The following is a 16,114-nucleotide window of genomic DNA, read 5'->3' on the forward strand; positions in this document are numbered from 1 at the left end:
ATATGAAATATAAAACCATGCTTTCTAAATAATGGTTCTGGTGCAAAAAAATGAAGATGCTTGCAAGTAATCTCTAGATTTGGGACATACTGATACTATTACTCTATAAAGGGTGTGTGATTAGTATGGAAAAAGAACAGACATTCAAGTGGAAACATTATCAGTCAGATATTATTCTACTAACTATACGTTGGTACCTGCGGTACAATCTCAGCTTTCGCGTGGAAGAAAGAGGAGTATCCTTAGCGCATACAACCATTATGCGTTGGGTTACCCAAGTTGGATAAGCGGATCCGACGTCATCTGAAGCAAACAAACGATTCATGGAGGGTGGACGAAACGTATATAAAGGTAAAAGGACAGTGGATGTATTTATATCGTGCTGTTGATTCTGAAGGAAACACGATTGACTTTTATCTGAGTAAAACAAGAAATCATAAGGTTGCAAAGCGTTTCTTTAAGAAAGCCTTGCAGTCTCTTCATGTTTCTAACCCTCGTGTGATTACAGTTGACAAAAATCCAGCTTATCCAATCGTTATTGAAAAATTGAAGAAAGAAAAAAAGAGGCCTGCAGGCATCCAAACGAGGAAACTCAAATATTTAAATAACATGGTGGAACAAGATCATCGGTTTATTAAAAGACGGATACGCTCTATGTTGGGGTTCAAATCATTCCAAACGGTCTTGTCTATTTTTAGCGGTATAGAAGCTATGCATATGATCAAAAAAGGACAACTTAAATCCAGGGAGCATTCTGTTTAAAATCAGAATATATGTACCGAACAGGTGTTTGACGTAACTGTTTAAGAGCTGATTCCGATAGGAATCTATGCCTTGTTTGGTCTTTGTTCATTATTTGCACCAAAACAGTAAATAAAAGGTTTTATTTAAGCTAGGAGGAAACATGAAAAACAAAGATGTACTCATTGAACAATTGATAGAGAAAGACATATTTAAATTGCCGGATGGTCGAGATTTGTATGAAGGGATGGAGGAGGAATTGTTAAAGCTGCTGGAAGAAGCGATGTAAAGTTACATAAAAAAGAACTCCTGTGAAAGAGTTCCTAAGAACCTGTTTAAAATCTTTTTAATAAAATTGCTACACCTGCCAATAAGCAACTCTGTCTGCTATTTTCAAGTGTTCGTTCACAGTTCTTCCACAGTCTGCGGTAATTTTTCAACCAAGCAAAAGTTCGTTCCACAATCCAGCGTTTGGGTAACACGACAAACTTGTGAAGTTCAGATCGTTTGATGATTTCAACCGAACAATCAATCATTTCTTTGATGGATGGTGCAAAGGATGGCCCCGTATATCCGCCATCACAAAGTATATTTGTTACTTTTCCCAGTGTTTTCTTATGCCTTTCACACATTTGGATCGCACCTTCTCGATCAGTTATATTCGCAGTTGTTATTTCAATCGCATGAATAAGACCGTTCGTATCTACAGCGATATGACGTTTGATTCCTGACACTTTCTTTCCAGCATCATAGCCTTTTTCACCAGCTATCCATGTGTTTTTCACGCTTTGTGCATCTACGATGCAGAAACTTGCCTGATTCTTACGTCCATCTTGCTCACGATAGGTTTCAACCAATTTTTTTATGCGCTTTTTCGAGAAGGCTTATGCCCTTCTCGTCTACTTTCCGCCAAATCTGATAGTAGAAATAGACTGTTTGCCAGTTTGGAAAGTCACTTGGTAAGTTACGCCATTGGCATCCTGTGGTAAGCACGTATAGCACACCGCAGAATACCTCGTACAAATCAACTGTGCGTGGGCGCGTCCTTTTTCTTGCGTTTTCCAAATCTTCTCGAATAAGTTCAAACTGTTCACGTGAAACGTTACTTGTATAATTATGTATCATAGAAAATATCCTTTTTTGCACAGATTATACCATAGATTCTAAACAGGTTCTAATATCTAAAATACGATTGAATATTCAGAAAAAATATAGATTGAATGAACCTGTTTATGCTATCTTAGCGTAACCGATATTGTACTACCTTTTGCTCCCTGATTTGTATAACAAATTAGGGAGCTTTTCGTGTGTTTCATGTTCTACGACTCTTTTATCCGCAGGTTTCTATATAAAAATACCTGATTGAAAATAAAGGTTTTTTTGTATGGTTCTGGTGCAAAAAAGAAACGTTTTGAAAATGGTCTTTCGAACGTCGCTATACTGGTACTACTACTTAAAAAAGGTGTGTGCTCAGTATGAAACAAGAAAATATATTCAAATGGAAACATTATCAACCGGACATTATTTTATTAACAGTGAGATGGTAGAAATGATGGAGGAAAGAGGAGTATCCTTAGCTCATACAACGATTATGCGATGGGTTCATCAATATGGAACAGAATTAAATGAGCGTATTCGAAAACATTTGAAACCAACGAATGATTCTTGGAGAGCTGATGAAACCTATCTGAAAGTAAAAAGGGAAAAGATGTACCTATACCGTGCGATTGATTCCGAAGGAAACACAATTGATTTTTACTTGAGTCAGAAAAGAGATGCGAAGGCAGCCAAATGCTTTCTAAAAAAGACCTTGGCTTCTTGTCATGTCACAAAACCTCGTTCAATAACTGCTGATGATGATAAAGCCTATCCTGTTGCCGATACGCGAACTAAAGGAAGAAAAGTGTACACCACACGGTACACCACTTCGTGTGAAAAAATATTTAAACAATATCATTGAACAAGATCATCGGTTTGTTAAAAAACGAATTCGGAATATACTTGAATTGAAATCAGTACTGACAGCTACCAAAATGATTGCTGGAATAGAAGTTATGCATATGATCAAAAAAGAACAAACTCTCCAAGGGAAGAAGTCTGTTCAAAAACAGATATATCTTATTCATGAACTCTTTGGTTTAACAGCATAACATTCAATTCCGCTAGGAATCTTTTTCTTTTTTCATAGTCCACTGTTTTTGCACCAGAGCCATTTTAGCTCATTGTGCATTTGATGTATTAATAGAGGATAAAAAGAAAATACTCAGAAAAGAAGTAAACGATTTAATAAAAAAGGAGTATAGAAAAACCGAATTTTAAATGGATGAAAATTCTCTTAATGAAAAGCAATCTTATAAAATTGAATCACGGCAAGTTAATTGTTACAAAATTTAAGAATATGTAGATAAAAAAGGAATGTTGGGTGAAGTGTTACGGCGTGTTATTTAGAGCTTATTTGTTTGTAAAATAGACAAATAAGCGCTTTTTAAATATCAATTGGCGGTCTACAATTGCTGTATCATTTTTTGGAATAAATTTGATGAAAAATTAAGAAATAGCTGTATTTTTCATTTTTATTTCTCAAAACGATACAATATCATAAAAAACAAGGTGATTTTGATATGGATATTATTAATGTTCTGCAATTATTAAATTTTAATAATCATATTCATTCCTTAAAAATCAAAACTGAACCATATAACCGTCGGAATCTATTCTTTTTAGAGTGTGATGAAATGAATAAGGTTATCATATTTTTTGAAAATAATAATTTTCTTTTTATTAATAGTAATGAGATAGAAAAAATAACGTTGTTCCAATACTAAAAATATTAGTAGTTTTTTTACAATCGAATCAAATTTCAATGCTCATAAGAGTACATTATTATAGATTAATGAAATCAAAACAAACTTATATAAAAATAACTATCTCACCAGTTTTAAGTTAGTCTAAGAGAAAGGAAAATAGTATATGTATAAAATTATGATTATAGAAGATGACGAAAAAATTTCAAAATTACTCGAAAGTCATATCAATAAGTATGGATACAAGGGGGTTAGTACTAATAATTTTGATCGTGTCTTTGACCAGTTCGTAGAGGCTCAACCTGATTTAGTATTATTAGATATAAATTTACCATATTTCGATGGATTTTATTGGTGCCGCCAAATTAGAACGATATCTACTTGTCCAATCATTTTTATATCAGCTCGTCATGGAGAAATGGAACAAGTTATGGCATTAGAACATGGGGCAGATGATTATATTACAAAACCATTTCATTATGAAGTTGTAATGGCTAAAATTCGAAGTCATCTTCGTCGGATTTATGGAGAATATGCACCAAGAGCAAAAGAGAGAACCGTACAACAATCAGGATTAATACTATATCCAGAAAAAATGGAATTAAAACTAAAAGATAGGACGAGTATACTGACAAAAAACGAAGCGCTAATAATAGAAATTCTCCTACAAAGGTGTCCTAACATTGTAAGTCGGGAGAAAATTTTAGAAAAAGTTTGGGATGATTTTACATATGTAGATGATAATACACTACGTGTAAATGTTGCACGTGTTCGAAAAAAATTAGAAGAACTGGGAATTAAAGATGCACTGGATACAGTCCGAGGGGCTGGATATCGTCTGAAAATAAACTGGGACAGCGATGGAGCAATATAATGAAGTTATTTTTACGTGAGCACATACCTTTGATTATAACGATAAACCTACAACTCATTACCACTCTTATGGTGTATTGGCTAGATGGATACCATTATATATTAACTGCTTTATATAGTGTATTTTTAGGGGGATGTTTTTTAATTGGGTATTTAATTTATCGTTATTATAGTCATTATAGATATTACAATGCATTGTCCCATCCTAATCAGAAATTCCAGGAATCATTACGAAAGATTGAGTATACGCCTATATCTATTTTTTTAAAAAATTTATTAGAAGCGCAATATAGCCAATACCAAAAGCAATTAAAGATATGGGAATACAAACAAAAAGATCATTTGATATTTATGAATCAATGGGTACATCAAATGAAAACGCCTGTATCGGTAGTGGAATTAATCATACAAGAAGAGCATGGAGAGGCGTTTGAAAGTATAGCGGAAGAAATAGATCGTATGAAATATGGGCTAGATATGGTGTTACACATGGCACGATTAGAAGAACTTGAGCAGGACTTTTGTGTGGAAAGAATCGCATTAAAAACACTTGTCCAAGAGTTAATCCATGAAAATAAAAGGCTTTTTATTAGGAATTACGTGTATCCAAAAATAAAAATTGTCCAAGAATACACTGTAGAATCTGATAGAAAGTGGCTTAGGTTTATTGTCAATCAAATTCTGTCTAATGCGATTAAATATTCTGCTGGAAGTAGGACGAATATTACAATTGCTGTTTTTGAAAAAGATAAATCGGTTGTTTTGGAGATACAAGATTATGGCGTAGGGATTCCAAAGGAAGACCTTCCAAGAGTCTTTCGCCCATTTTATACAGGTGAAAATGGGCGGAAATTCAAGGAATCTACAGGTATGGGATTATACCTAGTAAAAAATATTATAACAAGATTGAGTCACAAAATTGAAATAGAATCTGAATTCGACAAAGGAACAAAGGTTCGGATTGTTTTCCCGTATGCAATTCGTGAATCCCATTGAGTTAGAATATTCAGTACCCTTACGACATTGTTATGAAGTTGTAAGGGAAATAGCGGAAATGGTGGACCAAGAGTCAGATAAATATGGTTTTACTCAAAGCATTTATGCCAAACCAAAAGCAAATTTGCATGATTTGGAACATGTTATTTTATTAGAATAAAAAATAATTTCTAATTTGACAAAACAAGCATTTAAAAAGATATAAAAATTGCGTACAGACATATAATATTTTATTTCGGCATCATTTTCTACAAATTTTAGAGGGAATTGGCGGATGGCAGGGGTATATACGGAGGCCCGTCTTATCGCTATCAATTTAAGAAATTATACGTTCCCCAAAACGAAAAAATGGACTGAATTTTCATGGGTATGTATGAAAAGACCCCACTTTCGGTTTGGGGGTACTTCAAAATGTTAGCCTGAGGGGCATGGGGTAGTAAAGAGCAACCAAACAATTTAGTAAAAATATTCTGAACACTTATTAGCTAGAATAGGTGACCACTGGAAGTGGAATGGGTTAATCCTTAAATAATTCGAATGCGATTGTCTTATTAGAGGCAATCGCATTTGTTGTTTTTAGGGGTATTTCAACCCCTAAAACCGACACATCGTATCGAGATTCTTTCTATTATATATATTTATTAAAATAATGAATTTCCTATGTTGATTGTGGCCAAGTTTTGACGTCTTGTACGTTCTCTTAAATATCGTTCCGTCGTCATAATAGATTCATGCCCTAAATAGTCACGTATTTTTTTTAGCTCGATACCTTTTCCCATCAAATAATTTGCAAAGAAGTGCCTGCAGGTATGGGGAGTAATTCTGTCTTTTCGATAACGTAGAAATGGTAAGTTTGTTTCTTCAATTTTTTCTGCTACATATTTTGATAAATAGTCGGCTCTATAATGGGAGCCATCCGCTTTAGGTAGAAAAGCGGATATACTCGATGTGTCCAATGTACTTGTTTGCTTACGCAATTGACGAAGATAAAATATATCCTCAAGTAAATCCTCAAAGATACGAACTTCCCTCGTTTTATTTCCTTTTCCAACTACACGTAGGAGATAGACATTTAAAGAAGGATGGAACGCAAGGTCAGCCCATTTTGCAGTTGCAACTTCCTCAATCCGGAGTCCAGTAGTCGTAAGAAGGAAAAACAATGTATACATAAAGAAATTTGTTTTCTTCAGTGCATCTAGTATTTCATTTACTTCTTCAGGAAAGAGGTCACGATTGACCAGCTCTTCTTTTTTTACAGATACTTTTTTGAGACGACTACTATAGTCATCTGAGAGACCATTGTTATCATAAACGTATTTTAGAAACTGCTGGACTACCGTTTTCTTTCGACGTAATGTAGTGGCAGCATACTTCTTACTTAGTTGATAGAAGTAGATTTCCATCTCATTATGGGATAAATCGTGAATGGTTCCGATTGTTTCTTTTATGTAGCGAAGAAAATGAGACAGATCATGCAGATAAATCTTTTTTGTTCGTTCACTTCTTTTTTTCGTTAAAGAAGGTTCATCGTGTAGAAATAAATAAACCAATGATTCTTCACTTAATTTAGAATAGTCAATATTTATGATGCCCATACCCATAATTTTTTCAAAATGACTGCTATCAAAAAAATCTGATTTTGATTGTACCAGTTGGCTGCTATGTCCGTAATTTATAATATTCAAATTCACACACAACCTTTAATAGAATGAAATAGTAAACATATATTTTTATATAAATTTTATGATTCTAATTATACCACAATAAATAGGTTATTTATTGTGGTGTAAAATGAAATGTTTAAATATATATATTTATCTTAGTGTTTAACGTTTCTATTTAGATGATTTATAATGGAAATGTTTAATTTGTTTTTTTGTACATTTCAATCCAAGTGCGGTAGGAGGAGATTTTTTTGACTAATCTTCGTCGGGAAATTTTACATGAAATCTATAAGTTAGAAGATACCCATTGTTCAATTTGCCCTCTGAACAACCTATCGGTGAATTGTACAGATGAGCAAGAACAGGCAAAACAAAGAAACTACAAACATTGCAAAGGTTGTCCCATTTTCGATTCCATCCGAGAGAAAGGAGAGCAATTGAATTCTTTATCGAAAAAGAGTACATTTAATAAGGTACGAGAACGTTATATGGAAAATCCATTTAAGTATCTGCAGTATAAGGAGTACTCAATCACAGATGTAGTAAAAGAAACAGGTTTAACAAAGTATCAACTAAGAAAATGTAAACAACAGCTAGAATAAAAGTTTCGGATGAGGTGAGAAATGGACTATTTATCTTTAGAAGAGGTATGCGATAGGGTAGGTTTAACAAAAAATCAATTAGGCTATTTAATTAAGTATAAACACATCGAACCTATCAATCTGGATACCTGGAAAGCAGATGGTGGATATCGTTTTGAGCAAGAAGATGTAAAAAGGTTAGAGGAATTATACAAAGACTCTTTAACATTAAAAGAAGCGGCTGAATTTCTAAATAAATCTAAGACTTACGTTCATAATGCAGCTAAAGATGGGATATTGCCCTTTAAAGAGATTGCTAAAGGGAAATCTACTGAGCGATTGTACTTAAAAAACGATCTAGTAATTTTTAAACAAAAAATTGAAAATACCTCAAAAGAGGATTCGAGAGAAAAAAAGCAGCATTTGAGTCTATATCTTGATCCAAAGGTAGTAGAAGTAATAAAGAAAAAGGCCTCAAAAAAAGGATGTAATGGCTACAAGAAGTTTGTAGAACAAATTTTATACGAAGAAGTAAAAGAAGACATAGAAGAATAGAACTCCCGACAAAAATAGATCTCGAAAATGATAGAAGCATTTTAATGGTTCTATTTTTGTTTTTAAGGACTTTTTTAACTATCGAATCTAATTGTATTAATCAAGTTGTTAAGATGGATTGTGAGTGGATTTGAGAGGTCGTTTTTTGGGATTTACTTTTGGAAAAATGTTAAATTACAGAAAAAGGAAAAAATATCAGGTTTATAAAATTAACCATTAGATGATAAATAAATTTAAGGAGGGTCTATTTTGGATAAAAATGTAAATAAAGAAATAAGAAATGCTATTAAAATTGGCACTCCCACAACAGACCATATAGGTTCGTGGACTTTCACGCATCTTACCATTCTGTAAAATAATTAATAGGAGGATACTAAGATTATAAATACAAAGGCTTCATTTGAAACCTAATTATATATAGCTGTAAAAAAGGAGTTCTCGATATAGTTGAATTTCTAATTGAAATAGATATTTCAATTAAATATACAGGAGAAAGCATTAATAACATGAACTCATATGAATGGGCTAGAGAATTTGGGCAAAGAGAAATCGCTGAATATTTAATGCGGTAGATGATGGAATACATTCAAACTTACATCATCAGAAGATAGCGAATGAAAATAAGATTTGATATGAATAAATCCTTAAATATAGTATACATAATTTTATTATAGTAAACTAAAATAAAATTATATTCCTAAACTAGCAGATTATGAATAGGCTAAAATTGGACGATTTTTCTATTCTAGAGAGTAGAAGAAGTATAGCTGCATATGTGTGAAGGTGGGCATATTATTATTCGTTCTTTCCATTTAGAGGGAAAGAATGAATAATAATATGGGATTTTTGAAAAATCCTAAAGTGTAATAATAAATTTTGACAATGAATTCTTCTGTGTATTTTTTATGACCTTTTTTTAGATCTATATCCCTTTAAAATCTTTGTAGAAAATAGATTTGGGTATAAATCATTTAACATAGCATAAGGGTTTGAATTCCTATATTTTTCCACTGGTGTTTTTAATCCATTTTGATTTAACCACTTGTGAGTATCTATTTTTAATAGCTCTTCCTCCTTAATTTGTTCTTTAACTTCAATCGTCCATTAATTATTAGGAGAAAGTAATTCCTATTCTTTGAATTTTTCGGGGTATAAACTATTTAAATATGCATATGGACTACCTTTCCAAAATTTAATTATAGGTGTTCGTAAATTTTGTTGTTTTAACCAGCCTATACCATATGAATTTCTTATGTCTGTTTCTGATAGTTTTTCTTTGACTTCAATTGTCCACTTGAGTGCCTCTAAACTTTTTTCTTTTGTCCAAAAATTCATAGGGACTTTTTTTAATTGCCATTCTTTGAAGCGGTTAGGATATAGTGTATTTAACATAGCATACGGACTATTTGCCCAGTAGATTTTACACGGGGATGATAAACGATATGTTCTTAGCCATGATTTACTAAAAACATTTAATAATTGTTTATCTGTTAACTGTTCTTTTTCCTCAATCGTCCATTGTAATATTTCTAAAGCTTTTTGCTTTGTCCAAAATCTTTTAGGGACAACTGACAATTGCCATTCTTTAAAGCGTTTTGGATATAATTCATTCAAATATGCATAGGGGCTACCATTCCAATAGATACCACAAGGTGAACTTAATTTATGTTTCTTTAACCACTTTTCTCCATAAACAAGATGTAATTGTTCATCCGTTAACTGTTCTTTCTCCTCAATTGTCCATCTTAAAGCTTCTAAAGCGTTCTCTTTTGTCCAAAACTTCAAAGGTGCCATTCTTTTAATTCCCATTCTTTTATAGAATTAGGATAAGCATCATTCAGCATAGCGTACGGACTTGAGTTATATCTAGAAAGAACGGTTGATAATTTCATTTTAATGATTAGTCTTTGGTTCCAACCTTTTCTAATAGCATCCCAATCCCATAGTAAAACGTGTTCAATTAAATATTTTGTAACACGTTTTGAAAGTTCAAAATTTATATCTTCAGTCCATGTAAATGGAGGAAATCGTTTTCTTTTTCCGTCTAAAATGTCTTGATATATCTGTTCAATGGTAATGGATTTCATTTTCTTTTTCCCCTTATATAATGAATAAATGTATTTTTAAAAAAAGAACATGGGTAATAGAATATCTATTCTATATTTTATAATGATACGTCACCAACTAATAAATTATAATTTGTCTAGACGGAAGACAAAATTGACAAATTAAAAAAGAGGATAGATTCCAGATTAATTTCATATCTTTTCACTATTTAAAGAAAAGGATTTTTCCAAAAAATAATAAATCAACTAAAAACCAATAGAAAATATATAGAATGATAGATTGTTGTTGTACTTAAAAGACATTTTGAACGTTAGTTATCTACTGTTACAATTTGTGGATTTCCCCTACCGAAAAACAGGGATATAACCATGTTTAAACACCTAATTCATCTGAATAATAGACAAATTAGGTGTTTTATTAATATACGGGAATTACTCGTATAATTCATAAGAAAAAATATTAATACAATAAAGGATGCTAGCATGCAATCGCCTTAGATTTCCTTTATTTATAAAATCGAATAGAATTCTTTGCACTAGGGATTTTTTTAAAGTCCTTAAATCTAATTATGATAGGATTTGAAATTACTAATAAGAGAGCACCCGTATAGGGTGTTTTTTATCTACCACTATTCGTGTCTAGTTCACTGTAAGTGTTAAACAGAGAAAAATATATATGAAGCAAGACTAGCCCTAATATGTTTCCTAGAATGAGCATGTGAAAAAATCGATCCTTTGTGTCTTTATAGAAGACACAAAGCACCTTGTTAGTGGCAGTGGGATAAAAGAGAATTAAGTTAAAGGAGATATGATATTGTTATATTTTTAATAACATAACAAAATGAAAGCTCGAATGAATTTGTAGAGAAATGTATGTTAAATAACTTTCCACAAGAATATCCAAATTTAAGAATTATACATAAACGTTCATATTCCTATTTATATGGGATCATGCATATAAATAGGAAATGGTTTGACATATGGTACATGCTCTGCCAAACTTCCTGCCATGAAGAAAGAGTTTGTTTGGTTCAAAGAAGTGGATAGTATTGCGATTCAGTCATCTATTCGCAACCTTACGGATGCTTATACACGCTTTTTCAAAAAACAAACGAGTGCCCCGCGTTTCAAATCTAAGAAAAACAACGCACAATCTTACACCACAAAACAAACAAATGAAAACATTGCTGTTGTAGGAAACAAAATGAAATTGCCGAAACTAGGTCTTGTTCGATTTGCCAAGAGTCGGGAAGTAAAGGGATGTATTGTAAATGCTACGGTTAGAAGGAACCCTTCTGGTAGGTACTTTGTGTCATTTAGTTGAAACAGAAGTGCAATAGCTTCCAAAAACACAATCTTCCATTGGAATGGATGTGGGACTAAAAGATTACTCCATTTTGTCAAATGGAGTAATCTATAAAAATCCGAAGTTTTTTCGATCATTAGAAGAGAAGCTGGCAAAAGCACAGCGTGTTCTTTCTAGAAGAACAAAAGGATTTACTCGCTGGAATAAACAGCGAGTAAAAGTGGCTAGAATTCATGAATACATGGCAAATACTAGACAAGATTGCTTGGACAAAATCTAAACTGAAATCACCAAAAACCACGATGTTATTGGTATAGAGGATTTGCAAGTATCGAATATGTTAAAGAATCATCAGTTAGCAAAAGCAATTAGTGAGGTATCATGGTCACCGTTTCGAGCCATGTTGGAATACAAAGCAAAATGGTACGGTAAACAAGTCATTGTCGTATCAAAAACATTTGCTTCCAGCCAATTATGTTCTTGTTGTGGATATCAAAACAAAGACGTTAAAAATCTAAACCTACGTAAAGGGACTGCCCTTCTTGTCGTACACATCATGATAGGGATAGTAACGCAAGTATCAATCTAAAGAATGAAGCTATAAGGCTTCTAACCGCAAGGACTGTGGAGATAGCCTAAGTAAAGAGTTCGATGGAACTCTTTACTTAGGAATCCCCCTCTTCTAAACAAAGTGAAAGTGGGGGTAGTTCAATAGATGGAGGCATTTATTTTAGTTTATATGTAGTTATTAAAATTAGTTTTTATATTTAATAATTGATTTTCAGTGTTAATTTAAGAAAAGAATCTTGTTTATAAACAATAAAATTGAAATTGGAAAGAGGTAAGATAAATTGAAAAAACGTCAATTATTCTTAGGGACTATAACAAGCGGAATATTGATACTCGCGGCATGTGGTAACTCAAATAATATGGTTACATCTAAAGCCGGAGATATATCAAAAAGTGAATTTGAAGCGGCATTAAAGGAACAAGCAGGAAAACCTATATTAAAACAAATCATGAAAGAAAAACTTATACTTAATAAATATAAAGTTTCAGATAGTGAAGTAATGGACAGAATAAAAGAAATAAAGAAGGAAACAGGTAATAACTTCCAGGTTTATTTATCACGAAACGGTGTTAAAAATGAAGATGAATTGAATGGTAGGTTAAAACCACAAATTGCTTTTGAAAAAGCTGTAAAAAAATCGATTACGGAGGAAGAGATAAAAAACTACTATAAACCTAAGATAAAAGCTAGTCATATTTTAGTAAAGGATGCGCAAGTTGCAAAGGAAATAAAAGAGAAATTAAATAATGGAGAAGACTTCGCAACCTTAGCTCGACAATACTCAGAGGATGTGGATTCAAAAGAAAAGGGTGGAGAAATATCTGAATCTGCGTTCATAGAAAAAACTCCTGAATTTAAGGAAACTACTTATAAATTAGATGCTGGACAAATAAGTGAGCCAGTAAAATCTCCTTCGGGTTATCACATCATTAAAGTAACCGAAAAAGAAGAGTTGAAGCCGTTTGATCAAGAAAAAGAGAATATTCGAAAGGAACTAGAATTAATTCGTTTACAGAACCCAAAATGGGAGCAGAAATTCTTTGAAGAATTAATTAAAGAAACAGATTTGAAAATACTAGATAAGGATTTAAAAGATACATTTAAAGACGTTAAGTTGTAAAATAATCGGTATTCTAAGTGAAAATTATTAGAAGATTTACAACGTTATTAACCGGTTCCTTAAAATAAAAGGTACCGGTTAATTTGTATCTATAATGTATTTGATTGTGCAATTTTATTTTAGGATGTGTTGGATATCTTTTCTGTATAAAAATTACTAGGCTTAATGACTGGTCTGTCTGCTACTGAAGATGGATTATTACTATTTTATGATGCCAAACTTTCGAACATTTTACATAGAAAATGTTGAGTCATTAATTATTAAACTTCTAATTAAATGATTTGAAATAACAAAAGGATGTTCTATTTAAATAGTCGAATAAAAGAATATTTATCCAAAAAGGAGAAGATAGTATGCCAAAAGCTTTTTATATGAATATGGATTATAACAGACCTGCGGATATATTGCGAATGCTTGGACATCCTATACGTTTGATGATAGTTCGAGAATTAATTGCTAAAAATCCATTAAATGTATCTGAGTTACAAAATTTAATAGGTGTTCCGCAATCCACAGTGTCACAGCAGTTAATAAAGTTAAAAGATTTTAAGATGGTTTCCTATGAGCGCAAAGGAAATGAAATTTATTATATAGTGAGTGACAAAAAGGTTATTGAAGTTATTGAGTTTTTGAAGGGGATGGAATAGAATGTTTGCAGCAGTGGACGTAAGAAGACGTTGAGAGTATTATGAAGGACCTCTAAGTTTCTATGTAGTTTGTATAAGGAAAATCGTCAGAAATGGCGATTTTTTTGTTTATAGATGGTAGGGGCAACGCCCCCTTATTTTTGGGTCCATGCGTATCAACTTATGAATTTTATAACACCCCGAAATGAAAATTCCATGTATTTTTTACAGAAAACGGCTTATTTTTTGTTACAAGTTAACGCAAAACTTTGTTCTAGGAGCGCTGTAAAATTTTAACATGATATCGATGATGTATGATGAGTCTTTAGATGTAGTATAGCCATTTTACATCTAAGGGCGTTATTAAAATTACAAAAAAATAATAGACTGATGAACAGAATGCTGTTGGTATTTCATGACATGGTGCAGATAGAAAAATGTCGTTAAATAATAACCTTTTTTTTATTTAATTGAGCTTCCAATGTATCATATACAGCTGATTTGTAATTAATTTTTTCTAAGTGCTTATATGTTTGTGTTATTTCGTTTTCTACTCTTTTTTTATGTTGAAGCATCATTTCTTTTCGATCATTAAGTGTGCTAATACCTTGATAAAATAATTCTATATATCTTTTAATCTCTTTTATAGGCATACCAGTTTGACGTAATGCTAAAAGTAAATTAATCCACTCAATATTATCTTCAGTATATAAGCGATTTCCATTATTATCACGTTTTATAACAGGTAATAATCCTTCATTTTCATAATAGCGTAGAGTAGATGAAGAAACGTTTGTTATTGTGCTTATTTCTTTAATTGTAAATGTCATTTTGTCACTTCTCCTGTTTATATATATTAAATTATAGTTACTTAATGTATGAATCTGCTGTTATTTTTATTTCAACAGAAATTATGCTAAATACTCTTCAACTTAATAATAAATTAATACTAAATGAAACAACAATGGAAATTTATTACACATAAAGGGGTTATTATGCAGAAAACATGTACATTTGATTCGCTATTACAATGTTTTGTCTAGATTCCCTTTGAAAAAATGCTGATAGTGTTGTGATAGAAAGCTTCTCTGGCCATCAAAAAACGACGTATTCTATTTGTAAAATACAACAAAATATTCAAAACAACTGTAAAACAGATTGTACTAGAATACTTTTATTACTACAATGGTGTGCTAATTTAAGAAAATTAAACCATGTATCCCTAAAACCAACGTTTTTGTTACAATATTTTATTTGGTGAATATACACTGCGGTCTCATATATCCAGTTACATATATGCAAGTGGATTTTTTTAGATGAGAGTCAGCTCTCGATACGATTCTCATCTAAAAACTAAAAAAGAAAAATACTTCAGAGCAAAAATTATTAGCAACTTTAATAGAAAGTCGATTGTTTTATCGAATATTTGGAGATGCTATAAAATTTCAGCTTGATTCCGATAACTGTTACTGGGTGTAATGACTGCTCTAACTAATGCGATAAATTTAAGAGGAAATAAAAGTTATTAACAAACTAGATATGGGAGAATAAGAATTATCAATTGGACCACCTATTACACCTTGTAAAATCGATGAACAATTAATAATCGCAATAGATAATATCTTAAACATTTATCAAAATCTCCCTTTAACGAATTCCTCGAAAGAATTCTCCTTCCTCAAGTGCGTGAAGGGCGTAGCCCAACGGTAGGTGAGAGATGAATTTCGGTTTGGCGTAGCCAAAAGGCTTTGCTTTTTATTTCGCCTCTGATATAATCAGCCTTATAAAGTATAAAGGTTGGTATATCAATGAAATTAGACAGCAATAATCATTCAGTGTTCTTGTTGTATTATCATCTTGTGTTGGTCGTAAAATACAGAAGAAATGTGTTCGATGATGATATATCAGACTATGCAAAAGACATGTTTGTCAGGTTATCCGAAAATTACAACATAACACTGATAAAGTGGAATCATGATGTAGACCATGTTCATATTTTGTTCAAGGCACATCCGAATACAGAAATGACAAAATTTATTAATGCTTATAAAAGTGCAAGTTCTCGACTAATCAAGAGAGACTTTCCACAAGTGAAAAAGAAACTTTGGAAAGAGATGTTTTGGTCAAGAAGTTTTTGCTTACTAACAACTGGTGGTTCGCCAATAGACGTAGTAAAGAAATATATTGAAAATCAAGGTGAAAAGTGAGGTG

Annotated in this window: 15 protein-coding genes and 3 pseudogenes; 13 read left to right on the forward strand and 5 right to left on the reverse strand. The window is 32.0% G+C overall.

Features of this window, described 5'->3' with window-relative positions; all coding sequences use genetic code 11:
• Positions 1–125: 125 nt before the first annotated feature.
• Positions 126–762 (forward strand): annotated as a pseudogene (locus tag I6L50_RS33285) (IS6 family transposase).
• 142 nt (positions 763–904) lie between these two features.
• Positions 905–1,030 (forward strand): Fur-regulated basic protein FbpA, encoded by a 126-nt coding sequence (gene fbpA, locus I6L50_RS33290; protein WP_219304682.1) that lies wholly within the window; start codon positions 905–907, stop codon positions 1,028–1,030.
• Positions 1,031–1,076: 46 nt separating this feature from the next.
• On the opposite strand, the gene I6L50_RS33295 is transcribed toward fbpA, so the two are convergent.
• A protein-coding gene (locus I6L50_RS33295; RefSeq protein ID WP_374108463.1) for an IS5 family transposase occupies positions 1,077–1,866 on the reverse strand; the annotation gives its coding sequence in 2 pieces (ribosomal slippage) (positions 1,077–1,593 and positions 1,592–1,866; 792 coding nt in all).
• A 373-nt stretch (positions 1,867–2,239) separates the two neighbouring features.
• On the opposite strand from I6L50_RS33295, the gene I6L50_RS35400 reads away from it, so the two are divergent.
• From I6L50_RS35400 to I6L50_RS33310, 4 genes are all read left to right on the forward strand, one after another.
• Positions 2,240–2,701 (forward strand): IS6 family transposase, encoded by a 462-nt coding sequence (locus tag I6L50_RS35400; RefSeq protein ID WP_257475525.1) that lies wholly within the window; start codon positions 2,240–2,242, stop codon positions 2,699–2,701.
• On the forward strand, positions 2,598–2,891 hold the full coding sequence (locus tag I6L50_RS35405; RefSeq protein ID WP_257475526.1) for a DDE-type integrase/transposase/recombinase: 294 nt from the start codon (positions 2,598–2,600) through the stop codon (positions 2,889–2,891). Before I6L50_RS35400 ends, I6L50_RS35405 begins: the two co-directional genes overlap by 104 nt.
• Before the next feature lie 820 nt (positions 2,892–3,711).
• On the forward strand, positions 3,712–4,419 hold the full coding sequence (locus I6L50_RS33305; RefSeq protein ID WP_219304687.1) for a response regulator transcription factor: 708 nt from the start codon (positions 3,712–3,714) through the stop codon (positions 4,417–4,419).
• Positions 4,419–5,414 carry a sensor histidine kinase gene (locus I6L50_RS33310; RefSeq protein WP_219304689.1) on the forward strand — a complete coding sequence of 332 codons (996 nt, stop codon included), beginning with the start codon at positions 4,419–4,421 and terminating at the stop codon, positions 5,412–5,414. The genes I6L50_RS33305 and I6L50_RS33310 overlap by 1 nt, the downstream gene beginning before the upstream one ends.
• Before the next feature lie 641 nt (positions 5,415–6,055).
• Here I6L50_RS33310 and I6L50_RS33315 read toward each other — a convergent pair.
• The gene (locus I6L50_RS33315; RefSeq protein WP_219304691.1) at positions 6,056–7,099 is read right to left on the reverse strand and encodes a tyrosine-type recombinase/integrase; all 1,044 of its coding nucleotides are present in this window, start codon (positions 7,097–7,099) and stop codon (positions 6,056–6,058) included.
• Between the two features lie 230 nt (positions 7,100–7,329).
• On the opposite strand from I6L50_RS33315, the gene I6L50_RS33320 reads away from it, so the two are divergent.
• From I6L50_RS33320 to I6L50_RS35750, 3 genes and pseudogenes are all read left to right on the forward strand, one after another.
• On the forward strand, positions 7,330–7,680 hold the full coding sequence (locus tag I6L50_RS33320) for a zinc-finger domain-containing protein (RefSeq protein WP_219304693.1): 351 nt from the start codon (positions 7,330–7,332) through the stop codon (positions 7,678–7,680).
• 21 nt (positions 7,681–7,701) lie between these two features.
• Positions 7,702–8,214 (forward strand): helix-turn-helix domain-containing protein, encoded by a 513-nt coding sequence (locus I6L50_RS33325; RefSeq protein ID WP_219304694.1) that lies wholly within the window; start codon positions 7,702–7,704, stop codon positions 8,212–8,214.
• 446 nt (positions 8,215–8,660) lie between these two features.
• Positions 8,661–8,786 (forward strand): annotated as a pseudogene (locus I6L50_RS35750) (ankyrin repeat domain-containing protein); the annotation flags it as partial.
• 556 nt (positions 8,787–9,342) lie between these two features.
• Here I6L50_RS35750 and I6L50_RS35410 read toward each other — a convergent pair.
• Both I6L50_RS35410 and I6L50_RS35415 read right to left on the reverse strand, forming a co-directional pair.
• Positions 9,343–10,008 carry a DUF4046 domain-containing protein gene (locus I6L50_RS35410; RefSeq protein WP_257475527.1) on the reverse strand — a complete coding sequence of 222 codons (666 nt, stop codon included), beginning with the start codon at positions 10,006–10,008 and terminating at the stop codon, positions 9,343–9,345.
• Positions 9,996–10,301 (reverse strand): DUF4046 domain-containing protein, encoded by a 306-nt coding sequence (locus I6L50_RS35415; RefSeq protein ID WP_257475528.1) that lies wholly within the window; start codon positions 10,299–10,301, stop codon positions 9,996–9,998. The genes I6L50_RS35410 and I6L50_RS35415 overlap by 13 nt, the downstream gene beginning before the upstream one ends.
• A gap of 911 nt (positions 10,302–11,212) precedes the next feature.
• Between I6L50_RS35415 and tnpB the strand changes: the two are divergent.
• From tnpB to I6L50_RS33345, 3 genes and pseudogenes are all read left to right on the forward strand, one after another.
• Positions 11,213–12,225: pseudogene (gene tnpB / locus I6L50_RS33335) on the forward strand (IS200/IS605 family element RNA-guided endonuclease TnpB); the annotation flags it as partial.
• A gap of 212 nt (positions 12,226–12,437) precedes the next feature.
• Complete coding sequence (locus tag I6L50_RS33340; RefSeq protein ID WP_219304695.1) at positions 12,438–13,277, forward strand: peptidylprolyl isomerase; 840 nt, start codon at positions 12,438–12,440, stop codon at positions 13,275–13,277.
• Positions 13,278–13,630: 353 nt separating this feature from the next.
• Entirely contained in the window at positions 13,631–13,924 is a 294-nt protein-coding gene (locus I6L50_RS33345; protein ID WP_219304696.1) for an ArsR/SmtB family transcription factor, read from the forward strand.
• Between the two features lie 422 nt (positions 13,925–14,346).
• On the opposite strand, the gene I6L50_RS33350 is transcribed toward I6L50_RS33345, so the two are convergent.
• Entirely contained in the window at positions 14,347–14,733 is a 387-nt protein-coding gene (locus I6L50_RS33350) for a MerR family transcriptional regulator (RefSeq protein ID WP_219304697.1), read from the reverse strand.
• Positions 14,734–15,711: 978 nt separating this feature from the next.
• On the opposite strand from I6L50_RS33350, the gene tnpA reads away from it, so the two are divergent.
• Entirely contained in the window at positions 15,712–16,110 is a 399-nt protein-coding gene (tnpA, locus tag I6L50_RS33355; protein ID WP_219304698.1) for an IS200/IS605 family transposase, read from the forward strand.
• Positions 16,111–16,114 lie beyond the last annotated feature (4 nt).

This window comes from Bacillus sp. FDAARGOS_1420, from assembly GCF_019344915.1.
GTDB classification, from domain to species: Bacteria; Bacillota; Bacilli; order Bacillales; family Bacillaceae_G; genus Bacillus_A; species Bacillus_A mycoides.